The organism is Staphylococcus aureus, from assembly GCF_001027105.1.
GTDB classification, from domain to species: domain Bacteria; phylum Bacillota; class Bacilli; order Staphylococcales; family Staphylococcaceae; genus Staphylococcus; species Staphylococcus aureus.
Genome location: NZ_CP011526.1, coordinates 2173926 through 2200732 on the forward strand (window position 1 = coordinate 2173926; position 26807 = coordinate 2200732).

Below are 26807 nucleotides of genomic sequence, written 5' to 3' on the forward strand. Positions count from 1 at the left end.
AAACTAGATAGTAAGTAAAAGTGATTTTGCTTCGCAAAACATTTATTTTGATTAAGTCTTCGATCGATTAGTATTCGTCAGCTCCACATGTCACCATGCTTCCACCTCGAACCTATTAACCTCATCATCTTTGAGGGATCTTATAACCGAAGTTGGGAAATCTCATCTTGAGGGGGGCTTCATGCTTAGATGCTTTCAGCACTTATCCCGTCCACACATAGCTACCCAGCTATGCCGTTGGCACGACAACTGGTACACCAGAGGTATGTCCATCCCGGTCCTCTCGTACTAAGGACAGCTCCTCTCAAATTTCCTACGCCCACGACGGATAGGGACCGAACTGTCTCACGACGTTCTGAACCCAGCTCGCGTACCGCTTTAATGGGCGAACAGCCCAACCCTTGGGACCGACTACAGCCCCAGGATGCGATGAGCCGACATCGAGGTGCCAAACCTCCCCGTCGATGTGAACTCTTGGGGGAGATAAGCCTGTTATCCCCGGGGTAGCTTTTATCCGTTGAGCGATGGCCCTTCCATGCGGAACCACCGGATCACTAAGTCCGTCTTTCGACCCTGCTCGACTTGTAGGTCTCGCAGTCAAGCTCCCTTATGCCTTTACACTCTATGAATGATTTCCAACCATTCTGAGGGAACCTTTGAGCGCCTCCGTTACCTTTTAGGAGGCGACCGCCCCAGTCAAACTGCCCGCCTGACACTGTCTCCCACCACGATAAGTGGTGCGGGTTAGAAAGCCAACACAGCTAGGGTAGTATCCCACCAGCGCCTCCACGTAAGCTAGCGCTCACGTTTCAAAGGCTCCTACCTATCCTGTACAAGCTGTGCCGAATTTCAATATCAGGCTACAGTAAAGCTCCACGGGGTCTTTCCGTCCTGTCGCGGGTAACCTGCATCTTCACAGGTACTATGATTTCACCGAGTCTCTCGTTGAGACAGTGCCCAAATCGTTACGCCTTTCGTGCGGGTCGGAACTTACCCGACAAGGAATTTCGCTACCTTAGGACCGTTATAGTTACGGCCGCCGTTTACTGGGGCTTCGATTCGTAGCTTCGCAGAAGCTAACCACTCCTCTTAACCTTCCAGCACCGGGCAGGCGTCAGCCCCTATACATCACCTTACGGTTTAGCAGAGACCTGTGTTTTTGATAAACAGTCGCTTGGGCCTATTCACTGCGGCTCTTCTGGGCGTTAACCCTAAAGAGCACCCCTTCTCCCGAAGTTACGGGGTCATTTTGCCGAGTTCCTTAACGAGAGTTCGCTCGCTCACCTTAGAATTCTCATCTTGACTACCTGTGTCGGTTTGCGGTACGGGCACCTATTTTCTATCTAGAGGCTTTTCTCGGCAGTGTGAAATCAACGACTCGAAGACACAATGTCTTCTCCCCATCACAGCTCAGCCTTAACGAGTACCGGATTTGCCTAATACTCAGCCTTACTGCTTAGACGTGCAATCCAATCGCACGCTTCGCCTATCCTACTGCGTCCCCCCATCGATTAAAACGATTATAGGTGGTACAGGAATATCAACCTGTTATCCATCGCCTACGCCTGTCGGCCTCAGCTTAGGACCCGACTAACCCAGAGCGGACGAGCCTTCCTCTGGAAACCTTAGTCAATCGGTGGACGGGATTCTCACCCGTCTTTCGCTACTCACACCGGCATTCTCACTTCTAAGCGCTCCACATGTCCTTACGATCATGCTTCAACGCCCTTAGAACGCTCTCCTACCATTGTCCAAAGGACAATCCACAGCTTCGGTAATATGTTTAGCCCCGGTACATTTTCGGCGCAGTGTCACTCGACTAGTGAGCTATTACGCACTCTTTAAATGATGGCTGCTTCTAAGCCAACATCCTAGTTGTCTGGGCAACGCCACATCCTTTTCCACTTAACATATATTTTGGGACCTTAGCTGGTGGTCTGGGCTGTTTCCCTTTCGAACACGGACCTTATCACCCATGTTCTGACTCCCAAGTTAAATTAATTGGCATTCGGAGTTTGTCTGAATTCGGTAACCCGAGAGGGGCCCCTCGTCCAAACAGTGCTCTACCTCCAATAATCATCACTTGAGGCTAGCCCTAAAGCTATTTCGGAGAGAACCAGCTATCTCCAGGTTCGATTGGAATTTCTCCGCTACCCTCAGTTCATCCGCTCACTTTTCAACGTAAGTCGGTTCGGTCCTCCATTCAGTGTTACCTGAACTTCAACCTGACCAAGGGTAGATCACCTGGTTTCGGGTCTACGACCAAATACTAAACGCCCTATTCAGACTCGCTTTCGCTACGGCTCCACATTTACTGCTTAACCTTGCATCAAATCGTAACTCGCCGGTTCATTCTACAAAAGGCACGCCATCACCCATTAACGGGCTCTGACTACTTGTAAGCACACGGTTTCAGGTTCTATTTCACTCCCCTTCCGGGGTGCTTTTCACCTTTCCCTCACGGTACTGGTTCACTATCGGTCACTAGAGAGTATTTAGCCTTAGGAGATGGTCCTCCCAGATTCCGACGGAATTTCACGTGCTCCGTCGTACTCAGGATCCACTCAAGAGAGACAACATTTTCGACTACAGGATTATTACCTTCTTTGATTCATCTTTCCAGATGATTCGTCTAATGTCGTCCTTTGTAACTCCGTATAGAGTGTCCTACAACCCCAACAAGCAAGCTTGTTGGTTTGGGCTCTTCCCGTTTCGCTCGCCGCTACTAAGGGAATCGAATTTTCTTTCTCTTCCTCCGGGTACTAAGATGTTTCAGTTCTCCGGGTGTGCCTTCTGATATGCTATGTATTCACATATCGATAACATGACATAACTCATGCTGGGTTTCCCCATTCGGAAATCTCTGGATCAAAGCTTACTTACAGCTCCCCAAAGCATATCGTCGTTAGTAACGTCCTTCATTGGCTTCTAGTGCCAAGGCATCCACCGTGCGCCCTTAATAACTTAATCTATGTTTCCACCATTTTTATAAGTCAAACGCTCACATACTGTTTCGTTTTCATTATTTAAAATGCTCATTTACAGAAGTAAACTCCGCTTTCAAATAATTCAACTCATTGTCTGCTAAACGTTTTCTTTTATAAAAAGATTTAAACGCGTTATTAATCTTGTGAGTGTTCTTTCGAACACTAGCGATTATTTCTTATGAATTCAAGCTTATTTAAAACTCTTTATTCACTCGGTTTTGCTTGGTAAAATCTATATTTTACTTACTTATCTAGTTTTCAATGTACAATTTCTTTTTAGTCAAGCGCTCGCATACTGCTTTATTTTCAAAAAATCAAATGCTCATTTACAAAAGTAAACTCCGCTTTAATTTTTCTTAATGCATTGTCTGACAATCGCTTTCTTTAAAAAGAATAGATTGTCAAGCGCTCGCATAAGCAATATCACTTTAACCAAAAAATATTTGAATGTTAAATAAACATTCAAAACTGAATACAATATGTCACGTTATTCCGCATCTTCTGAAGAAGATGTTCCGAATATATCCTTAGAAAGGAGGTGATCCAGCCGCACCTTCCGATACGGCTACCTTGTTACGACTTCACCCCAATCATTTGTCCCACCTTCGACGGCTAGCTCCTAAAAGGTTACTCCACCGGCTTCGGGTGTTACAAACTCTCGTGGTGTGACGGGCGGTGTGTACAAGACCCGGGAACGTATTCACCGTAGCATGCTGATCTACGATTACTAGCGATTCCAGCTTCATGTAGTCGAGTTGCAGACTACAATCCGAACTGAGAACAACTTTATGGGATTTGCTTGACCTCGCGGTTTCGCTGCCCTTTGTATTGTCCATTGTAGCACGTGTGTAGCCCAAATCATAAGGGGCATGATGATTTGACGTCATCCCCACCTTCCTCCGGTTTGTCACCGGCAGTCAACTTAGAGTGCCCAACTTAATGATGGCAACTAAGCTTAAGGGTTGCGCTCGTTGCGGGACTTAACCCAACATCTCACGACACGAGCTGACGACAACCATGCACCACCTGTCACTTTGTCCCCCGAAGGGGAAGGCTCTATCTCTAGAGTTGTCAAAGGATGTCAAGATTTGGTAAGGTTCTTCGCGTTGCTTCGAATTAAACCACATGCTCCACCGCTTGTGCGGGTCCCCGTCAATTCCTTTGAGTTTCAACCTTGCGGTCGTACTCCCCAGGCGGAGTGCTTAATGCGTTAGCTGCAGCACTAAGGGGCGGAAACCCCCTAACACTTAGCACTCATCGTTTACGGCGTGGACTACCAGGGTATCTAATCCTGTTTGATCCCCACGCTTTCGCACATCAGCGTCAGTTACAGACCAGAAAGTCGCCTTCGCCACTGGTGTTCCTCCATATCTCTGCGCATTTCACCGCTACACATGGAATTCCACTTTCCTCTTCTGCACTCAAGTTTTCCAGTTTCCAATGACCCTCCACGGTTGAGCCGTGGGCTTTCACATCAGACTTAAAAAACCGCCTACGCGCGCTTTACGCCCAATAATTCCGGATAACGCTTGCCACCTACGTATTACCGCGGCTGCTGGCACGTAGTTAGCCGTGGCTTTCTGATTAGGTACCGTCAAGATGTGCACAGTTACTTACACATATGTTCTTCCCTAATAACAGAGTTTTACGATCCGAAGACCTTCATCACTCACGCGGCGTTGCTCCGTCAGGCTTTCGCCCATTGCGGAAGATTCCCTACTGCTGCCTCCCGTAGGAGTCTGGACCGTGTCTCAGTTCCAGTGTGGCCGATCACCCTCTCAGGTCGGCTATGCATCGTTGCCTTGGTAAGCCGTTACCTTACCAACTAGCTAATGCAGCGCGGATCCATCTATAAGTGACAGCAAGACCGTCTTTCACTTTTGAACCATGCGGTTCAAAATATTATCCGGTATTAGCTCCGGTTTCCCGAAGTTATCCCAGTCTTATAGGTAGGTTATCCACGTGTTACTCACCCGTCCGCCGCTAACATCAGAGAAGCAAGCTTCTCGTCCGTTCGCTCGACTTGCATGTATTAGGCACGCCGCCAGCGTTCATCCTGAGCCAGGATCAAACTCTCCATAAAAATTATGATGTTTGATTAGCTCATAAATACTAAATAATGTTTGTAACTAATAGTTACGTTTTTGGAATTAACGTTGACATATTGTCATTCAGTTTTCAATGTTCATTAATGTTCAATCTCTTTTATTCTACTTCATTTATTTCTTGAAGTCAATAACTTTTTGAACGATTACTTTATTTATTCTATATTGTTTTTATAGTTATTTCAATGGTAAGTTTTACACTTTTGAAATTCTTCTTTAAAAACAACTGCGTCGTTTTTGACGACTTTATCATATTATCAACTTTGGAATTTAAAGTCAATAACTTTTTTAAAAACTTTTTGTGTTCACAACCCGCTTCTTTTTCAACGCGTTTATTGCTTAACACAAGAACTTATTTTACCAGCATTCCAAAACAAATCAACATAAAAACGTACAAAATAAAAGTAATTTTGTACGTTTAGCATATATTATACCTATTTATTTGTAGCAGCTATAACTTTTTGTGCAATCGAGCTATAAATTTTACCTAGACGATCATCTGATTGATATATTGACGGTGCAAAATCTTTTGGATTCCAAGATGGTTGCTCTAAAGGTAATTCCCCAAGTAATTGAGTATTAAGTTCATCAGCTAACTTAGTACCGCCACCTTTGCCAAAGACATATTCTTTATTACCCGTCTCTTTACTTTCAAAATAACTCATGTTTTCAATTACGCCAAGAATAGAATGATCCGTATGTTTTGCCATCGCACCTGCGCGAGCTGCAACAAATGCTGCTGTAGGATGAGGTGTCGTTACAATAATTTCCTTACTTGAAGGTAACATCGTATGAACATCTAAAGCTACATCTCCTGTTCCAGGTGGAAGATCGAGTATTAAATATTCAATGTCTCCCCATTTAACTTCTGTAAAGAAATTCGTCAACATTTTACCTAACATTGGCCCTCTCCATATAACTGGCGCATTTTCTTCCACAAAAAAGGCCATTGATATAACTTTAACGCCATGACGTTCAACTGGAATTACTTCCTTCCCTTTAATTCCAGGCTTTTCATCAATACCCATCATATCTGGTACACTAAATCCATATATATCGGCATCTACTAATCCGACTTTTTTCCCTTCACGAGCTAAGGCAACGGCTAAATTTACTGCAACAGTAGATTTACCGACACCACCTTTACCGGAGGCTATTGCAATAAATTCGACTGGATTATTTTGAGATAATAGGCCTTCTATCGTTTTAGGTTTATTTTCTTCTTTTGGTTTAAATTGATTTACTTTTTCTTCCGGCAATGTTTCAAATCGTATACCGACCGTTTTCGCACCGTTTTCTTTTAATGCATTAACAACAGCCATCTGTAAATCTAATTGCGGTGCACCACCTAATTGTGCCATTGCTAATTTAACACTCACATGTTCTTTTTCTTCCTTAATAGAAACTTCAACAATACCTTCTGTTTCTTTTAAAGGCACATCTATAATAGGATCTTTAATTTCTCCTACCAATTCTTTCACTTGATCTACCGTTAACAAAGCAAATCCCCCTTAATCATTTTAAGACATCTACATCATAGCAAATAACAATTTTTGCTTAGTCTATCACTAAAAGTATAAAACTTTTTATTAAATAAAAAAAGCAGTTAGCCTATTATTTTAAATAGACCAACTACTATAATTATTTTAAAATTTCCTTCTATTACTTTCTATTTCTTTAGGTTCTCTTATAAAAAGTGCTATCACATAAGCTGCCATAACAAGCACAGCTACAAAAGCAAATGAGATATCCACCCCTATAGCAATGGATTGCTGTTTAATTTCAGTTGCAGTTAAATGCGATGGCGATGTAGATAAAAATATTTTTGCACCAAAACTCATTAATGTAACCATTAAAGCTGTGCCTAGTGAACCAGCCATTACACGACCAAAGTTCATAATAGCCGTGCCATGTGAGATTTCTTCATTTCTCAAAGAATTAATTCCTGTAGTATTTATCGGCATCATGAGTAAAGAAACTGAAAACATTCTAATTGCATATACGACTATTAAATACGTATAAGATGTGTCTGTATGCAAGAAACACAACATAATTGTAGTAATTGTTAAAATTGTAAAACCAGTATAAATCAATGGTCTAGGACCATACTTATCATAAAATTTACCTGTAAAAACTGACATAATACCATTTATTATTGCACCAGGCATGATAACAAGTCCTGATAACAAGGCAGATAAAGATAAACTGTTTTGAACATATAGCGGTATAAGCAGCGCAGGTCCAACCATTGACATCATTATAATCATTGAACTAATCGTACATAATGCAAATGTTCTATTTTTAAAAACCCTTAAATTTAAAAGTGCATTAGTAATATTAAATTGTCTACGTATAAATAAATAGATAATAACCATACTTAATATCAACGCACCTATTACTATTGGACTTGTAAATCCTAAATCTCCTGCACTACTAAATGCGTATAGCATTAACCCGAACCCAATAGTTGAATACATTACTGAACGCTTATCTAATTTCGTATATTTCACTTCATTGTAACTCGAGATTGAAACCAAACCGAAAACAAAGGCAAGTATAGCAATTCCTACAATTATAATAAATGGAACTCGCCAACTCGCTTGATCAATAATTAATCCTGTAACTGTAGGTCCTATTGCTGGTGCAAATTGAATTACTAAACCTGCTAGTCCCATTGCAAAACCTCGATGTTCTTTACTGAACAATGTAAATAACGTAAATTGCATTAAGGGCATAAGTACGCCTGCACCCATCGCTTGAATTACACGAGCTAACATTAAAACTCCAAAATTCGGAGCTAAGGCTGCAACAATAGAACCTAATAAAAATGTCCCCATCGCCGCTAAGTATAAAGGTCTAGTTTTAATTCTATCCATTAGATATGCCGTCAGAGGTATCATGACGCCATTAACAAGCATAAACCCAGTAACTAGCCATTGCGATGTACTTTCATTGATATTTAATTCTCTCATTATACTAGGTAACGCTGTATTTAATAATGTTTGATTTAAAATAGCTACAAACGCACTAATCAACATAACAGCAACTATGAAGTTTCGTCTCCGGGTTGTTAATTCAACTTTAGCCATCATAATTCCTCCTTTTTAAAACAGATATACACTTGTCCCTTTAATACGTATAGCCATGAACATAATGGGAGTAGTACTCAAATAATAAAGAAGCACTACATAATAAATCATTATTGGTTCTTACACATTAGGCACAGCTAATGTGTACTTAAAAACTAACAATATAACATTGTAGGGCCTAATAATTTATTTTATGTCTCAGACTCATACAATGGTTATTTAACTTATTTACCACAAATTGAGCACTAAGACTCACTATTATCGATTCTTCTATTGAACAAAAAGAAGTTGGAACACATATGTGCCCTCAACTTCAGATATCTATTTTCTATTATTTAAATTTTTACTTTCAGGGTAAAATTGAAGCTTACAAACATATAAGAACCCTATAATAACCATGATGACCCAAAAATCGATATTGATATACACATAGTTCAGATGAATAATAAAATAAAATAACGTTGTTGCAACTGTGTAAGAAATCAAATGAAAAGTCGCGCCTCTAAAATATGCATTTTCAGGCAACATTTTTCTAAAATAATCCATTAAATGCTCGACTGCAAATATGATGAAGTACCCAAAGATTATATAACTGCCATAATATAATAGGTTATCGTACATACTTCTATTATATGTAAAGTCACCCAACCTAAAATAAATAAGTATTCTACTTAATCCATATAAACCAAACCCTAGAAATGTTAAAAAAATCGCACCAGAAAGTACAAAAATAAAGAGAACAATCATTGTAGTTAACAAGTTATAAAACTTATGTTTAAGATAATTCACAATCATTGGCCTCCTTATTAATAAAATATTGAACGATTTATCTAGTATCTAGGAAATTTATTATTTCTTACTTTAATTACACTACATCAATTTTAATCATAATTCTATTCTTTTGATTGAGATGACTGTTCTTTAAAAAATACGACCCATAAAACAATAAGCCCAATGCTAATTACAGCAACAGCACTTAACACATTGTGTAAGTTTGGACCAAAGATTCCTGATTGTATCGCATAAAGATATCCCATTATTGTTGAACCTATTGATGCCCCAAGATTTTTAGTTAATCCATAAAATGACATCATTTTCTTCATTTGTAATGGGCTAGTTTCCTCTTGGACAATCACACTATCTTTCGTATAAATATATCCAAAACTTAATCCTGCCAAAATTAACACAAATGCTATAAGTACCGGCAATTTAATACCAAATGAAATGATAATACTACTTACTAGTAGCAATGTAAATGATAGTAAGTAAATAACTTTCCTTGATAGTTTTGCTTCAATTCGATGTAAATTAAAATTCAATGTAATCCAAGCTACAGATAAAGGAAAAATAACCAATCCACTTTGCAATGGAGATAATCCTAGTTGTTCTTGAAGGTAGACTGGAATATATAAATTGAATCCCATTAAACAAATAGCTGTTAGAAGGTCAGTTATAAAAACTAAAGTAATCGAACGATTAAATTCAACCACAGGTAAAAATGGTGAAGAAACATGTTTTTCTACTTTAAATAAACACATTGCCACAACGATAGCTAAGATAAAACTCAAGAAATTTAAAAGTAACAGCTGTTGGTTTAATAAAGCAAACATAATCAATCCAATAAATACATAAAATAGCGTGAGCCCTTTAGTATCAAATTTTGATTTAGCAACTGTTTCTTCCTCTGGAAAATGAAATGTCCATATAACTAATATAATGGCAATGATCGCAATCGGTATATTTATGTAGAATAACCAATGCCATGTTGCAAATTCTAATATACCACCACCTAGAAGTGGCCCAATGATACTCGAAATACCCCAAACACTGCCAACTATGCCCATAATTTTATATCGTAACGGAATTTCAAATGCTAACTTTGGAACAATTTGCGATAATGACATCAATACACCTGATCCAAAACCTTGTATCACGCGTGATATAATTAGCATAGTAAAATTAGTACTTAAACCACACATAAAACTACCTATACTAAATAAAAGTAATCCTGCAATTGCCACATAAATAATTTTAAATCTCGAAAGTAATTCGCCCACTATAGGATTGGCAATTACTAATGCGATAAAATACGCTGTGAAAATTAATGAAATTAAATTTCCTGCATTTAAATCTTGTTTAATTGTAGGTAATGCAAGCGAAATAATAGATGATTCAATCGCTGACATAAACATAATTAATATTAAAGCTATAACAGTTATGATTGACTTTAATCGCATGAAATACCTCCTTCTATATATTTATTTATAAGATTTTATTTACAAATAATTGGTTTTCATATGTATAAACACTTTTGACTTTCAAATCTTAACGATAATTCTATTACAATACAATCCCCTATTAGAATGATTTATGTAATAAAAAAAGCGGAGTTTCCCCCAGCTTTTCTAAACGACTACATAAAATATAAGATTGCAATTAAATGCAATAGTGATGCTATTACAATAAAAATATGCCAAATCATATGAAAATATGGTCTATTCTTTTGTGCATAAAACCATGCACCAATTGTATAAGACACACCACCTAAGAAAATGAATAATATGAATATCCATGATGTGCGAATAAAAATAATTGGTAACAAGATAATACCTACCCAGCCCATCACTAAATAGACAATTAAGCTTAACTTTTGGTTAACTTTGACAGCTATGGATTTATATAAAATCCCCCAAAGTGTCGTTCCCCATAATAAAATAAATACTGTCCAACCTATCCAACCACCTACAACTGTTAACAAAATAGGCGTATATGTACCAGAAATTGCTACGTAAATCATACTGTGATCGATAATCCTTAAAATATATTTATGAGGTGTTTCATTTTGCATAGAATGATAAATAGTAGATGAAATAAACATCATAAAGATAGAAATAACATAAATAGACATACTCACAGACGCAAGCGTACCATGTGCAATATAACTGTGCACAGCCGCATAGGGTAACACTAATAATGTTAACAAAGCTGCAACACCATGAGATGCCGCATTACCAATTTCTTCTCCAAATGATAAAGGGATGATATCCTTAAATGTTTCTACGATTGTGTCATTACTTTTTTTAGTTGATTTGGACATCATAGTCACCGCCTATCATTAAATTAAACCCATTCTACGTAAATCTTCTGTTGCAGTTGCAACACTATCTTTACCTTCTTTATTTTTAAGAGGTGAAAATTCTTCTTCTCTAGGAACTTGTAACGTGACAAAACTAGTTCCATAAGTAAATATGTCAAAATAGAACAATTCGAATTTTAAAGTTGGTTGTTCAATAACACCAAAGTTCTCATCTAATTGCTTCAAATTCTTAATAGCTAAATGATAAGGTAACTCACGATTTACAGCGTTTAAAATAAAACCAAGTTTAAATGCATGAATACCGATATTAGCATTGTTAAATTGATTTGCAACTTCTGGATCTAATTCTGAATACTCCAGTACTGTATCTTTACAATCGACATTAACTAAACGTCCAACACTTTCTCCTGGTTTTGGTTGAATCGTTTTAGAAGTAATATCGTAATCATGTTCTACCGTAAATCCTGCAAATAGTGGATCCAACACTCTTACTAAAACATTGTCGATATTATTCAAGAAAATATACTTAACGCCATTATTAGACATTTCTTCTAAGTATCCTGCCTTGTCTAAAGATTTAAACACGCCACCATTACCATTCGGCGTTTCCATAATACGACCCTGTTGATTTAAAATTAACTTCCCTTCTTCACTAAGCGCCACAATATTATCTTGTTTAAAGAAATGGATTGCTTCTTGATCATATCCAAAATAACTATGTGCTTCGAAATAAGCTAAAGTTTCTTCATGATTGATATCACTTGTCATAATATACCATTGAATCGTATGTCCAGATTGATGATTCAATGTTTTTAATTGGTTAGCTTGAAGTTCAAATAAACTTACACCTTCAATTTCAAACGAACCTTTAGGGCCCTTGTAACCAAGTCTTGTTCCTTGACCACCTGCCATCAAAAGTACTGCAAATTGTCCTTCTTTAATAGCTTGAAGTCCTTGTTCCTCTAAACGCTTAATCTCATCATCACTCATTTGTGATTTAATATCATATTTCACTTCAGAAACTGCAGATACATCATCTATTGTTTTCTTATTGATGTATAAATCGTTATATAATTTGGCAATAAAATCTAAATCTAATGACGCTACCTTCTCTTCAAGTGCTTCTTTTTCATTGTTACTCATTATTTTTTCATATTCACACAAATGATCTTGTTTATATTTAGCTAATTGATTTTTATCTAGCATTTTATGCCTCCTGCTGAGTTTGTAACCTTTAATAATTTATTTTCTATAAAAACTTAGTATTCCAGTTGCTTATTATATCATTGATGAAAGGCTGAAATAAAACATAAACTGTTCCGACCATTAACGCTGTAGCTAAAGATAAGTCTACAAGTCCACCTGTTTTAAATTGAATCGGTGTCTTCACATTAAACGGTAACGGATAAAATAATTTCACGCCTTTTGGTGTTATCATATCTAGTATAACATGTGACACTAATCCAATTATAATTGCTGCCATATAATAATTAGGCGTCTGAATAATTTGCAATAAAAATGCTATGATTGCGATAAATAATATTGAATGCGTAAAGGTTCGATGTCCAAAGATCAATCTCACAAAAAAACTAATTACCTTAAACCTTCTGCCAATCTTACTTTGAGTGTGACATATATCGGGTAATAAGCTAGCTAGAGTTGCTAGAATGATAACCGTAACCGACGAAAAAATATCCGTTTGAAAATATTGTGTTGTTAGCGCTCCAACGAGCATGCCGCATGAAGCATGTGTTTTACCTGTCATATTTGTTCTCCTTTAATACTCACATTTTACCACATCCCTAACAAAAACACGAACATATTTTCGGGTTAAAATTCATTAGTATGACACAATTTAAAAAAGTATCACATAACTCTTGAAAACGATTACAAAATCGTTTATGATGTATTTACAAAATATTTAAAGGATGTGTTTGAATAATGGCAATGACAGTAAAAAAGGATAATAATGAAGTGCGTATTCAATGGAGAGTTGCTGATATCAAAATTCCTACAAGTGAAATTAAAAATATTACACAAGACCAAGATATTCATGCAGTTCCTAAATTAGACAGCAAAGATGTATCTAGAATCGGCTCAACGTTTGGTAAAACGAATCGCGTTATTATCGATACTGAAGACCACGAATACATTATTTATACTCAAAATGATCAAAAAGTTTACAATGAATTAACTAAATAAATTGTATAAAAAAATCATTCATGGTGAGGGCTTCATGAATGATTTTTTTAATTGATTCAACACCCAGCATAAACAAATACAAAAGGACAACTGTTCCCATAATTTTAACAGTTGTCCTTTTTCACATATATTTATAACAAAAGATGTGCCATCAAAGAAATAATTGGTAGTGTAATGATTGTTCTAATCAAGAAAATCATAAACAATTTGCCGATGCTTACAGGAATCTTCGAACCAAGTATGACGCCACCTACTTCAGACAAGTATATTAACTGCGATATACTAAGTGCCCCAATAACAAAACGAGTTATATCATTTTGTACACCTTCAATTAATATAGAAGGTAAAAACATATCGGCAAAACCGATAATAATCGTTTGAGAAGCCTGTGCCGCTTCAGGTATTTGCATTAACTCTAAAAATGGAACAAAAGGTTTACCCAATATGACAAAAAAGGGCGTGTAGTTCGCAATAATGGTAGCAATAGTACCAATACTCATTACTACAGGCAAAATAACAAACCACATATCAATGACTGTTTTTAATCCTGACTTAAAAAAGTCAATAACGCCCGGTGCTTTAATACCTACTTCTGTTGCAGTATCAAAGCCATGTCTCAATGCCGTCTTTCCTTCTGGCAATGCCTCAGTACGCGCACTTTCGGGTACCTCCTTAGCATACTCATCAGGAATTTTATTTAAAGGCCAAATTCTTGGCATAATGACTGCTGCAACGAGGCAGGATACTATCACTGATAAATAGAAAGCAAAAAATTGATTTTGCATGTGCACTGTTTCAGCAACTACAATTGCAAAGGTGATAGAAACTACACTAAATGTCGTTGAAATAACTGTTGCCTCACGACGAGAATAATATCCTTCACCATATTGTCTACTTGTAATTAAGACACCAACAGTTCCGTCTCCAATAAATGATGCTAAATTATCTACCGTCGAACGTCCTGGCAATGTAAATAAAGGTCTCATAACCGGTCTAAAAATAGGACCCAACATCTCTAACAAACCGTATTCCATTAATAGCGGTAAAAATAGAGCTGCAAATAAGAATACTGCCACTAATGTTGGCAATAAACTTGAGAACAATAATCCACCCGTTTCATCTGAGTAAATAACCTTTGAACCAATTCGTAAAAATGTCATCCATGCAAAAACAACTGCTAATATTCGTAAAATTAACCAACCAATTCTAACGTTAAAAGCATTGTTCATTAGCCCGTCAGGTTTCAATTTATCTTTTAAAATAGTTGAACAAATCAGAGTTATGATACCCGATAAAGTAATTATCGTCACAATTAAAAATGGCATTACGCCACCTAATACATCTTTAAGCACGCCTGCTAAAAATGCCACGGGCAACGTTGTTTGCTTCTGTCCATCTTGTTCGACTGGAATTGGTACTAAAAATAATAAGATACCAATTAAAGACATCGTAATAAACTTAAGTCTCCCAATAACTATCTCTTTCCTTGAAAAGCTATCCATAAAATCAATCCATTTCTCTATGTATTCGTTTTAAGTATATACAGAATTCTATTCAGTTAACAAACATATTCCTTATCATTCTATCTTTCAAAATGTTTATGTATGCAAAATAATGAATAATTACAGTTATTAAATATACGCTATTTCTTGTAATTTTTCAAGATGAATTCAAAAAAGGTTAAGTACAATTACTGATTTCGTACTTAACCTTTTTTAAACTCTAATCATATGTTAGTTATTTCATTCTTCGTAATAATATTAAGAAGTATGGTGCACCGATAATTGCAATGATAACCCCAACAGGAATATCCAGTGGCGGATGAATGCCACGGGCTAAACCATCTCCAAATGTTAACAATATAGCACCAATTAACCCCGACATGATAATAACGTGTAATGTTTTATTTCCTATTAATTGTCTCGCAATATGAGGTGCAATTAATCCTAAAAAGCTAATACCACCGACAACTGAAATTGCGGATCCTGCTAATATTACTGCTAAAATTAACAATAGCATTTTAATAGTTTTAACTTTTAAACCGAGTGCGGTTGCAACAGCATCACCTAGATTCAATACATCTAATTGATAACTCAATAAAATGATGATTGGTATCGTTATTAAAAACCAAGGTAATATAGTATAAATATTCGACATATCATGTCCATATAGACTACCTGTCAACCAAACAAGCGCTTTGTTTGCTTCCAGTGGATTTCTGATTAATAAGAACTGCACAATCGCCGTACATATTGCGCCTATTGCTAAACCAATTAAGGCAAGCTTTGAACCTTTAACATCATATTTTGAAATTAAAAATGATAAAAATAAACTTACTGCAAAGGCACCTAAGAATGAACCTATAGGTAATACAAACAATGGTGCTGTTGGAAAGGTCATAATAATAATCACAGCAGCTAAACTGGCACCTTTAGAAATACCTATAACATCAGGTGAGGCTAACGGGTTTCTTATTACAGCTTGTATAATTGCACCTGAAATAGCCAAGCTACTACCGATAATAATACCAAGTAATGTTCTAGGTATACGATACTCATTTAAAATAAAATCATCTTGTGTAAAGATTCCCTTAATAGCATCAATCGGATGAATCATGACAGACCCTACACATAAACTTATGAATATACTCACAATTAAAAGGATTGTGATTAAACTATAACGACGTATAATTTTCGTTGTCATCATATTCTTTTCACCCCTTTAATCGTTATAAATAAGAAGTAAAGTGCACCTACGAATGATGTAACAATCCCTACTGGTGATTCATAAGGATATGTAATTAAACGACTTAATACATCTGATAGTAGTAACAAATCTGCACCTATAATAAATGTTAATGGAATCATGACTAAATAATTCTTACTCACATAGCGTTTGACTATATGCGGTACGATTAAGCCAACAAATCCAATTGGTCCTGCCACTGACACCGACATACCTGTAAGAATAATGACTAATAGTCCAATGATAATTCTAACTTTATTTATATTTTGACCCAATCCCTTAGCAATGTCATCGCCTAGTTCCATTATCGTTAGTTGACGTCCAATAAAAATCGTTACAATTAAAGCACCAATAATCCATGGTAGAATGGTTAAAATTTCATCCCACTTCATACTGGATAATGAACCGACAAGCCAAAACATCACTTGTTCGTTTGAATTCTCATTCAAAATAATAATACCTTCGGTCATACTACTAAAAAACAAATGGATGGCCATACCAGCCAATGCTAATTTAATGGGTGTCATACCTTTCGTAGCACCTGAAAGTGTATAAACAGTTAAACCACCTATAAATGCACCTATCACACCTAAATATAATGCATAATATTCTAATGCTGGAATGATAATCGTCACAAATACAATGAAAAACGATGCACCAGAACTGACACCAAAAATTTTAGGTGATGCTAGCGGATTGCGTGTCATTGCTTGCATTAACAAACCAGATACCGCTAATGCACCGCCAATAAATAACCCTGCAATCATCCTTGGCATACGTACATTATGCAATAAAAACGTTGCTTTCGTATCTGTATGACCAGTAACATAGTGAATGATATCGCTAAAATTAATTTTCGAAGAACCAATCGCCATATTTAAATATATACAAATAAAAAGAAAGCACAAACTCACTATATACGTGAGTGTTGTGCGTCTTTTTCTTTTATGATCTATGGCAGATTGGCTACTTATTTCTTTTATAGCCATTTACTTCCACCTTACTTTTGTTCTTTTTTTGATAATTCAACAAGTTCTTTAGCCATTTCTTCAGAAGAAATTAAGCCACGAGATCTTGCCCAAACATCACGGTCAACAATATCCACGCGATTATTTTTAACTGCATTCAACTTTTTCCATGTTGCATCTTCTTGTAACTTCTTGAATTCAGCAGAATCTTTTTTAGCATGATCTGTCATAATGATCATACGCTCTGGATTTAAATCAGCTAAATGTTCAGTGTCTAATTGTAAGTAAGGTCCTTTCAAATATTTACTTAAACCTTTTGTTACATCGTCACTTAATGCATTTTTAAATCCTAGTTCGTTTAAAAATTGTCCAACATATGAATAGTTTGGATGTGCTAATAAACCAGCTTTAGCAACTACTGCTGGAAGCACTTTTTGATTTCTATCAAATTTAATTTCATCTTTATACTTATTGATTAATTTATCATGCTCAGCAAGACGTTTTTCGCCTTCTTTTTCTTTATTTAAAGCTTTAGCAATTGTTTTGAACGAATTAATATTTTGTTTGTAGTCTCCATCAAAACTCTTTAATGATAATGTTGGTGCAATTTTGTTTAATTCTTTATTAATACCTTTATGTCTACTGCTATCAGCGATAATTAAATCCGGTTTTAATTTACTAATTTCTTCTAAGTTTGGCTGTTTACGTGTACCTACAGAAGTATAATCCCCAATTTTTTCTCTAACTGGTTTAATGATACGTTTTTTCTTACCATCATCAGCAATACCAACTGGTTTAACGTCTAATGCTGCTAATGCATCTGCAAATGAGTACTCTAATACAACGATACGTTTTGCATCTTTAGGTACTTTTACTGTACCATTTTCATCTTTTACCGAAATAGTATCTTTAGTTGATGATTCTTTTTTACTTGAATTATCCGTATTACCACAAGCTGCAACTAAAAGTAAGGCAACTATTAATCCCAATATACTAAAAGTTTTTAGACCTCTCATCGTTCCACTCCTTAATATGTATAACTTCATTTATTATTTTATTGATAACAATTATCATTGTCAAGTAGCGTTCAATCTTTTTTATATTTCTAAAATGTATGACTATATATTTCCTCTAATAATTATGACTACAATTAGCACATTTCCTTAGACAAAATACTGATAATGTATCATTGCTATATCATCTTTGCATTAATACAATTGACACCATTTAGCATGACCGTTATCCCTGTAATTCAGCTGATATTATCTGTTGCAATTTTATGTGACGAACTGTTGCACTTAATTTGATAAATCAACAAATACAAAAAATCTAAGTTGAACAATTATGATACAACCGTGCAAACGATATGTAGTATAACTTGTCAACTTAGACTTATTGATAAATATATTAATAGTGGTTTACCATAGCAGGAGATTTCACATCAAAATTTTGAAGTAGCGTATCAATCTTTGAATCATCAATATATACCTTATGTAAATTTTTCATATACATCGAATGAGAAAGTGCTTCATAATTTAATGAAAAAGATATATGATCTCCAACTTGATAGTGTCCTTGACCATTTAAATCAAGCATTAAATGATCACTCGAAGCGCCTAAAATATTGATATGCTGATCCATAGGTGAAATATTATCGACTTTTGTATCTAAATAACCAATATCTACAATAGCTTGTAAGAATGATTCATGCGTTTGTGTATTAACTCGAGGTTTAATTTCTAAAATCTCAGCCTCCAATGTAATCGCATCTTGATATAACATAGCGATCGCTTGATTTGTCGTTGTATCAACACCTCTAAACAACGTTTCACCTATTCGCAATTCATTTATTTTACCCAAATCATTATATAAAAGTTGTGGTAACATGCTCGAATTACCACCTGAAATAATTTTCAATCGATATCCTATTTCTCTTTCAACAGCTGAGACGAATCGATTAATCATAAAGATATCATCATCACTTGGCGCATCAGATTTAAAACACATAAAATTGAATGCTAAACCTACAAAATGGATATTTTTCAAGTGAATAATCTCTTTAATATAATCTAAAACATCATAAGTCAGAACACCTTCACGGCCATCTTTCCAATCTACCATTAATAAAATCTTATGTTTTTTTCCTAAAACTTCTGCTACTTCATTTATTTGATGTATGGTAGATAATTCTGTTTGGATACTCATATCAACTTTTTCTATCATATCTGAAATCTCTTTTTTGGCAGGCGTACGCAATAACGTATATGTTAAATCCTGATCTGCAATACTAATTATGTTATCCAATCTGGATTCTGCAACATGATTGATACCTAACGCTTTTAAGCTTTCTACAATTGTACGGTCACCAGCTATGCACTTAATTACTGGTGTGAATTGCATATTTTTACTTTGAAAAACTGTTTGAAGTACTTTGGCGTTATATTTAATCTTCGATATATTTATGTTAACGTGTGCCATGTAGTACTACACCTCTTTTTTTATCGGATTATCTAACTCAATATTTAAATATTGCTTTACTTTATTTTCCATTCTCATATTTAACAACGCTTTGACAGTAATTGTTGGTCCAAACAAAATATCTTTTAACTCATTTGCATGTGGTAGTGTTGGGTTAATGGCATGCGCTACTACTTGCTGTACTATGTTAAATAATTCGGTTTCTTCAACACAATCATACTGATTAAAATGATGGATTAATTCTGCCATTTGATTTTGAATAACAGCATGTTGGAATTTTGCAATCACTGCATCTATAGAATCAGCTATTAAACTATCATTTGTAATTTTAATATCTGATACACGATGTTGTAATGTTTCTAAATCAATTCTAGAACCACCTAAATCTCTCACTAAAAATTGAATGTCAAAATGTGGCCCCAAGTTCACTACTGTATTTTGCATGTGTGCTTCTAAAGCAATTCCATAATTTTGAATAAAAGCAATTAAAGGCGGGATTAATGCTTGAGCGTATCGTTCAATAAATGTCGTAATACTTTCTTTAGTAATTCCTTGATTTAACCACTCTAAGTAACTATCCACGATAACTTTTTGATCTATTGGATTTTTATTAACTAGACTTGCACTAACTACTGTTGCACCTTTTCCATCAATTTCAGGCTTTTGTCTTATAATACAAGCAAGCTGACGTGCCCTATCTTTATCAACATTTGCATATTCACCGAACGGTTCCATAGCAACTTTAAATCCTGGATATTGATTCAACATGTTTTGTAAAGCATAACTTAACTTTGGTCCATCTACAGTAGTCACAGTTGAGACTGTTCTAACGGCACTTGTTGCTTGTGCATCGACGGGCAACTTAACATGGTATGGTTTATCAATTAAAGACATCGTCCTAAATGATAAAGTTGCTTTTGAAAGTATTGTAAACGGCGTTGGAATTAATATTTTTTTAGCAATCCATGCTTCAAAATATTTCCCTATCGTATGATCATATTGCCAAGGATGTACTAAAATCGCTCTATAGTCTTCACTTTTCAAACCTAAACTCTTTAAAAACACACGAATCTGATTGTAGTATTCGGGAATTATTTCATCAATAATAAATTGATCATTACCATCCATAGCTGTGCACACAACATGGTCTTTTTCAATCATCATAATTTGCAAAGGGATTTCTTTTTCAAACTCAGGTGCATATGCTCGTACTTCTTCCATAGTTAAGGGCAATTTCGTTTTGGTTAAAGGGTGTGTTGGATGCCCCTCTGGTACCAAACTCTCAGAATAAGTTAAATCATCTGTCTTATCACTATCTTTTACATGTTGTAACCATGAAAAAAAGTTAATATCTTGTGGTAACCTTGAAAATTTAAAACTTTGACTTATTAACGTTTGTCTGTGAGACATTTGCTTATATGTTTCAACTAAACTATCTCGACTGTGTATTAACTCTTCGCGTAGTCGCTCTGAAATAGGGATATCAAAGTCATGATTCAACACATCTAATAAACCTTCTAAAGTTATAATTAATGACGTTTCACCTTTATTTAAATAAGTAATATCACCTGTAAACTCATAGCGTTCTAATGCACTTTTTCTAACAACTTCAATAGTCAACACATGCATATGATACTGAATTTCAATTAAAGATCCTTTTTGCGAAATAAATGTTTGCTCGGGGTAAATACGTTCTTTAATAATGGCGTTAATTACACGATATTGAATATTTCTATCTGCCTTTGCCCATTCAAGATATACCATGATTACTTTCCTCCAACTTTAACTTCAACTTTCTATTTATAAAATAGAATACCATTGTAATGCATATAGTACTTATTCCCATTATTGAAAAAGTTCTAACAATGCCAAACACATCTGCACATATACTCATTAATAGACTTCCCAATGGAATCATACCTCTATCCATCATAATAATACTCAGTACTTTACCACGTTCATAATCTTTAACATTATTTTGAAAATAAACGCGATTTGTCGTACGTGCCCATTGACTAAATAACCCAATCAATGTAATACAAATGAACATGATGACAATATTGTGAAATACCACACCTAACAAAGCAATGCCAAATAAAAATGAACTTAAATAATACATATTTACCATACCAATATATTTAAGTACTTTAGGTAAAACTAGCGTTGCAATAATACCACCAATGGCACACATCGTCATAGCGATACCAAATATTTCAGATTTCCCCGGAAATACTTTGTTTGTCAAAACTGGTAAAAGTGTCGTATATGAAAAACCTGTCGCCATAATCAATAATGATGTTATAAATATTTGTCGACCTTCCATATGTAATTTGAAGTAATCTATAATAACTTTTAACGGCATGTATCTTGATGCATCTTCAGGTATTTTAGTTACTTTAAAATGTAATGGTAAGCATAATAAAACTGCGATAAAATAACAAATTGCCTGTGCAAGAAATGTTGTTGGCGCATGATAGACTGCTAATATGACACCAGCAATGGCAGGCCCTATTGAACGACAAATATTAATGATGAATGAATGAAATGATACAGCTTGTGTAGTAGATATTTTATCTGATAAATCTGGTAAGATTGCTTGTCTTAAAGGTGTTTCAACCGCACTTAAAATCCCTCTTAATGTCGCATATATAATAATGACGCTAATTGGAATTGCAGTGAAACTATACGTGAGCACACATAAAATTGCAGTTACTAAAAATGATGATGAAATTGTAATTCTCAGCAATCGCCCTTTATCATATTTATCGGCAATTGCCCCTGCCCACACACTTAGTAATAATATTGGTACAAGTCTGCAAAAATTGACAATCCCCAGATAAACTGCGTTATGATAAGTGGTAAGTACAAACCAATTTAGCCCTATTTGTCCAATCCAATTACCTAGAAATAGTAGAAAAGAACTGCTAAAAAAATATTTTGTCATAAAACTTACACCCGCATTCTGTTGATAATAAGAATCATTATCATTAATATGAATTATACAAATCTATCTTGCTTTTGTAAAATATTTCATAGAGGTGAATTATGAACTTGAACTTAATTTTTAAAGAACAGACATTAAAATTTAACAAAGAAGAACAAGAAACATATTTATTTTTACAACAACATAATAGCGATTGGGCTAATATTTTTAAAGAGATGATTTTACAAGGAAGAGATAAAGTCACTCAGAGATTGGTCACATCAATGCATCGCGAAAACTTAGTTAAAGCGCGCACTCAAAGTAAGAAAATATTGAGTCGTGATTTGATTATGTTAGATATCTCAACGACTCATATACTAGAAATCCAGTTCCCACAAGCTAAGCAAACATTATATGCTCCTATCACTGGAGAACACGCCTTTGATCGAATTGATGTTGAAGGCCCTTTCTACATTAAAGATGACATTACAAATACGATTACACGAGTACACCATCCAAATGAAATTCTTGAGTGTATTTTAATTGAAGCACCAGATTTAAAAAATGCTGCTAGTGATCAATTTCAGCAAGATTTAATAAACAGTGCAACTAATATGACATTTGCAATTAGCTATCAAGCACTGTCAATGCAACATGATTCTGCACCTTTATTTAATATTATCGAAAATAGCGAAGATAGTTACTTGCGTTCAGAGCAAGCCGTTATTGAAGGTCATCCGCTACATCCTGGGGCTAAATTACGTAAAGGTTTAAATGCATTACAAACATTCCTATATTCTTCAGAATTCAATCAACCTATTAAGTTGAAAATAGTACTGATTCACAGTAAATTAAGCCGTACTATGTCACTGTCTAAAGATTATGATACAACTGTTCATCAACTATTTCCGGACTTAATTAAACAATTAGAAAATGAATTTACGCCAAAGTTTAACTTTAATGATTATCACATTATGATTGTTCATCCATGGCAATTAGATGACGTATTACATTCTGATTATCAAGCAGAAGTAGATAAAGAATTAATCATTGAAGCAAAACATACGTTGGATTATTATGCTGGTTTATCTTTCAGAACATTAGTTCCTAAATACCCAGCTATGTCGCCACACATCAAATTGTCGACAAACGTTCATATTACAGGTGAGATTCGTACATTATCAGAACAAACGACGCACAATGGTCCACTAATGACACGTATTTTAAATGATATTTTGGAGAAAGATGTCATATTTAAGTCCTATGCATCAACAATTATTGATGAAGTTGCTGGTATTCATTTTTATAATGAGCAAGACGAAGCAGACTATCAAACTGAACGAAGTGAACAATTAGGTACATTATTTAGAAAAAATATATACCAAATGATTCCACAAGAAGTCACACCATTGATTCCTTCAAGCTTAGTTGCAACCTACCCATTTAACAATGAATCACCTATCGTGACATTGATTAAACGTTATCAATCAGCTGCATCATTGTCTGATTTTGAATCATCGGCGAAATCGTGGGTTGAAACTTATAGTAAAGCATTGCTTGGTCTCGTAATCCCACTAGTTACTAAATATGGCATTGCATTAGAGGCTCACTTGCAAAATGCTATTGCAACATTTCGGAAAGATGGTCTATTGGACACGATGTATATTAGAGACTTTGAAGGTTTAAGAATTGATAAAGCACAACTAAATGAAATGGTATACAGTACATCTCATTTCCATGAAAAATCAAGAATTCTTACTGATTCAAAAACGTCTGTGTTTAACAAAGCCTTTTATTCTACCGTTCAAAACCATTTAGGCGAATTAATTCTTACAATCTCTAAAGCATCAAATGATTCAAACTTAGAAAGACATATGTGGTATATCGTTCGTGATGTACTAGATAACATTTTTGATCAACTTGTACTTTCGACACACAAATCTAATCAAGTAAATGAGAATCGCATAAATGAAATTAAAGATACCATGTTCGCGCCATTTATAGATTATAAGTGTGTTACAACAATGCGTCTTGAAGATGAGGCACATCATTATACTTATATTAAAGTTAATAACCCTTTGTATCGAGAAAATAATTAAGGTTATAGAATTTTATTAATCGTGAGCTCAAGGATTACATTAACTTATTAAATACAATCTATACAAATGAGAGAATAATACATTTTCCATATTCAAATTATTAAAAATCACAAAAAACAGGCTGGGACATAAATCCCTAAAAAAACAGCAGTAAGATAATTTTCAATTAGAAAATATCTTACTGCTGTTCTCTATTTATACAATACTTCGTATTGAATGGCTTCGCTTTCCTAGGGTGCCGTCTCAGCCTCGGTCTTCGACTGGCACTGCTCCCTCAGGAGTCTCGCCATTAATACTACGTATTAACATGTAATTTTACTTTTACATACTTTTAAAAAATAAGACACTTTGCCAAACTTGCACATAAATGTTTAATTCAATAATTTGAATTTTCTGTGTTGGGTCCCTTCGTATAATTTAATAAATACCACTAAACTAAATTAATGAAGTGCCTTATGTATAAAAATTATAACTTGATCCAACTTACACTACCAATAGAAACTTCTGTTAGAATTCCTCAAATTGATATTTCGCGATATGTTAATGAAATTGTTGAAACGATACCTGATAGCGAATTCGATAAATTCAGACATCATCGTGGCGCAACATCCTATCATCCAAAAATGATGTTAAAAATCACCTTATATGCATATACTCAATCTGTATTTTCTGGTCGTAGAATAGAGAAATTACTTCATGACAGTATTCGAATGATGTGGTTAGCTCAAAATCAAACACCTTCTTATAAAACTATTAATCGTATTAGAGTGAATCCTAATACTGATGCGTTAATTGAATCTTTATTTATCCAGTTTCATAGTCAATGTTTAAAGCAAAATCTTATTGATGGTACAAAAGTAGAAGCTAATGCCAATAGGTATACATTTGTGTGGAAGAAAAGTATTCAAAATCACGAATCGAAATTGAACGAAAATTCAAAAACATTATATCGTGACTTAGTTGAAGAAAAAATAATACCAGAGATAAAAGAAGATGGAGATAGCGATTTAACAATAGAAGAAATAGATTTAATTGGTAGTCATTTAGATAAAGAAATCGAAGGTTTAAATCATTCTATTGAGAACGAAGATAGTACTCAAATTAGAAAACAGACCCGTAAAAAAGAACTAAGATTAAGAAGTTCAAAAATAAATTTGATGATTATTCCGAAAGAAAAAATAAATATGAAGAACAAAAATCGATTCTTAAAGATAGAAATAGCTTTTCTAAAACTGATCATGATGCAACTTTTATGAGAATGAAGGAAGACCATATGAAAAATGGCCAACTTAAGCCAGGATACAATTTACAAATAGCGACAAATTCTCAATTTGTTTTATCCTATGACCTATTTCAAAACCCAACAGATACTAGAACTTTAATTCCATTTTTAACAATGATTCAAAATACCTTCGGTTATTTACCGGAGTATATTGTAGCTGATGCAGGTTATGGTAGTGAGCAAAACTATATGGCTATTATAGATGATTTTAATAAAACGCCACTTATTACGTATGGCATGTTTATTAAAGATAAAACTAGAAAGTTTAAAAGTGACATTTTCAACACTTAAAATTGGAAATATGACGAACTTAATGATGAATTTATATGTCCTAATAACAAAAGAATAGGTTTTAAAAGATATGCATACCGTAATGATAGATATGGTTTTAAACGAGACTTCAAACTATATGAATGTGATGACTGTTCATCATGTTCTTTGAGACATCAATGCATGAAACCAAATTCGAAATCCAATAAGAAAATCATGAAGAATTATAATTGGGAATACTTTAAAGTCCAAATTAATCAAAAGCTTTCTGAACCAGAAACGAAAAAAATCTATAGTCAAAGAAAAATTGATGTAGAGCCTGTTTTTGGATTTATGAAGGCTATTTTGGGTTTCACTCGAATGTCAGTTCGAGGAATAAATAAAGTTAAACGAGAGCTAGGTTTTGTATTAATGGCACTTAATATAAGGAAAATAGCAGCTCAACGAGCTGTACATTATAAAATACATATCAAAAAAGCTGATTTCTATCAAATAATTAATAGAAATCAGCTTTTTTACATTGCCTAAGAATTTAATGTCCCAAGCCCTTTTTATCGAATAA

General features: G+C 34.8%; 18 protein-coding genes, 2 rRNA genes and 1 pseudogene. 4 read left to right on the top strand and 17 right to left on the bottom strand.

The features are described 5' to 3' along the window. Positions 1-47 precede the first annotated feature (47 nt). The 10 genes from AA076_RS11000 to AA076_RS11045 form a co-directional block, all read right to left on the bottom strand. Positions 48-2970, bottom strand: a 23S ribosomal RNA gene (locus AA076_RS11000). A 548-nt stretch (positions 2971-3518) separates the two neighbouring features. Further along, positions 3519-5070: ribosomal RNA gene (locus tag AA076_RS11005) — 16S ribosomal RNA — on the bottom strand. Together the 16S and 23S rRNA genes form the textbook arrangement of a ribosomal RNA operon. Before the next feature lie 182 nt (positions 5071-5252). Next, a complete protein-coding gene (locus AA076_RS15445; protein WP_001790708.1) occupies positions 5253-5438 on the bottom strand; it encodes a hypothetical protein in 186 nt (61 codons plus the stop codon). Between the two features lie 88 nt (positions 5439-5526). Further along, positions 5527-6591, bottom strand: coding sequence for an Mrp/NBP35 family ATP-binding protein (locus AA076_RS11015; protein WP_000958531.1), 1065 nt, complete (start codon positions 6589-6591; stop codon positions 5527-5529). 147 nt (positions 6592-6738) lie between these two features. Then, a complete protein-coding gene (gene lmrS / locus AA076_RS11020; RefSeq protein ID WP_001140999.1) occupies positions 6739-8181 on the bottom strand; it encodes a multidrug efflux MFS transporter LmrS in 1443 nt (480 codons plus the stop codon). 321 nt (positions 8182-8502) lie between these two features. Continuing rightward, positions 8503-8976, bottom strand: a complete 474-nt coding sequence (sepA, locus tag AA076_RS11025; RefSeq protein ID WP_000636857.1) for a multidrug efflux transporter SepA — start codon at positions 8974-8976, stop codon at positions 8503-8505. A 98-nt stretch (positions 8977-9074) separates the two neighbouring features. Continuing rightward, on the bottom strand, positions 9075-10418 hold the full coding sequence (gene sdrM, locus AA076_RS11030) for a multidrug efflux MFS transporter SdrM (RefSeq protein ID WP_001237506.1): 1344 nt from the start codon (positions 10416-10418) through the stop codon (positions 9075-9077). Positions 10419-10594: 176 nt separating this feature from the next. Further along, positions 10595-11278 carry a PAQR family membrane homeostasis protein TrhA gene (gene trhA, locus AA076_RS11035; RefSeq protein ID WP_000047255.1) on the bottom strand — a complete coding sequence of 228 codons (684 nt, stop codon included), beginning with the start codon at positions 11276-11278 and terminating at the stop codon, positions 10595-10597. Between the two features lie 18 nt (positions 11279-11296). Continuing rightward, positions 11297-12484: a UTP--glucose-1-phosphate uridylyltransferase gene (locus AA076_RS11040; RefSeq protein WP_000884739.1), complete on the bottom strand. Its 1188-nt coding sequence runs from the start codon at positions 12482-12484 to the stop codon at positions 11297-11299. A gap of 43 nt (positions 12485-12527) precedes the next feature. Beyond that, positions 12528-13043 (bottom strand): metal-dependent hydrolase, encoded by a 516-nt coding sequence (locus AA076_RS11045; protein WP_000147094.1) that lies wholly within the window; start codon positions 13041-13043, stop codon positions 12528-12530. A gap of 176 nt (positions 13044-13219) precedes the next feature. Between AA076_RS11045 and AA076_RS11050 the strand changes: the two genes are divergently transcribed. Beyond that, positions 13220-13480, top strand: coding sequence for a SunI/YnzG family protein (locus tag AA076_RS11050; RefSeq protein WP_001251935.1), 261 nt, complete (start codon positions 13220-13222; stop codon positions 13478-13480). A 131-nt stretch (positions 13481-13611) separates the two neighbouring features. Here the strand turns inward: AA076_RS11050 and AA076_RS11055 are convergent, their stop codons facing one another. The 4 genes from AA076_RS11055 to AA076_RS11070 form a co-directional block, all read right to left on the bottom strand. Next, a complete protein-coding gene (locus AA076_RS11055) occupies positions 13612-14982 on the bottom strand; it encodes a YjiH family protein (protein WP_001549577.1) in 1371 nt (456 codons plus the stop codon). 235 nt (positions 14983-15217) lie between these two features. After that, complete coding sequence (locus AA076_RS11060) at positions 15218-16186, bottom strand: FecCD family ABC transporter permease (protein WP_000989091.1); 969 nt, start codon at positions 16184-16186, stop codon at positions 15218-15220. Beyond that, entirely contained in the window at positions 16183-17214 is a 1032-nt protein-coding gene (locus AA076_RS11065; protein WP_000974906.1) for a FecCD family ABC transporter permease, read from the bottom strand. Before AA076_RS11065 ends, AA076_RS11060 begins: the two co-directional genes overlap by 4 nt. An 11-nt stretch (positions 17215-17225) precedes the next feature. After that, a complete protein-coding gene (locus tag AA076_RS11070; RefSeq protein ID WP_001214661.1) occupies positions 17226-18209 on the bottom strand; it encodes an ABC transporter substrate-binding protein in 984 nt (327 codons plus the stop codon). 165 nt (positions 18210-18374) lie between these two features. On the opposite strand from AA076_RS11070, the gene AA076_RS15450 reads away from it, so the two are divergent. Continuing rightward, the gene (locus AA076_RS15450) at positions 18375-18500 is read left to right on the top strand and encodes a hypothetical protein (RefSeq protein WP_001789076.1); all 126 of its coding nucleotides are present in this window, start codon (positions 18375-18377) and stop codon (positions 18498-18500) included. Between the two features lie 100 nt (positions 18501-18600). Here the strand turns inward: AA076_RS15450 and sfaC are convergent, their stop codons facing one another. From sfaC to sfaA, 3 genes are read right to left on the bottom strand one after another with little or no spacing between them, the layout of a single operon-like run. Beyond that, on the bottom strand, positions 18601-19671 hold the full coding sequence (sfaC, locus tag AA076_RS11080) for a staphyloferrin A biosynthesis protein SfaC (protein ID WP_000951636.1): 1071 nt from the start codon (positions 19669-19671) through the stop codon (positions 18601-18603). 6 nt (positions 19672-19677) lie between these two features. Further along, the gene (gene sfaB / locus AA076_RS11085; protein WP_000262640.1) at positions 19678-21435 is read right to left on the bottom strand and encodes a staphyloferrin A synthetase SfaB; all 1758 of its coding nucleotides are present in this window, start codon (positions 21433-21435) and stop codon (positions 19678-19680) included. Continuing rightward, positions 21422-22615 carry a staphyloferrin A export MFS transporter gene (sfaA, locus tag AA076_RS11090; protein ID WP_000170403.1) on the bottom strand — a complete coding sequence of 398 codons (1194 nt, stop codon included), beginning with the start codon at positions 22613-22615 and terminating at the stop codon, positions 21422-21424. The genes sfaB and sfaA overlap by 14 nt, the downstream gene beginning before the upstream one ends. A 101-nt stretch (positions 22616-22716) precedes the next feature. Between sfaA and sfaD the strand changes: the two genes are divergently transcribed. Both sfaD and AA076_RS15455 read left to right on the top strand, forming a co-directional pair. Then, positions 22717-24693, top strand: coding sequence for a D-ornithine--citrate ligase SfaD (gene sfaD, locus AA076_RS11095; protein ID WP_001052567.1), 1977 nt, complete (start codon positions 22717-22719; stop codon positions 24691-24693). A gap of 455 nt (positions 24694-25148) precedes the next feature. Further along, positions 25149-26807 (top strand): annotated as a pseudogene (locus AA076_RS15455) (IS1182 family transposase).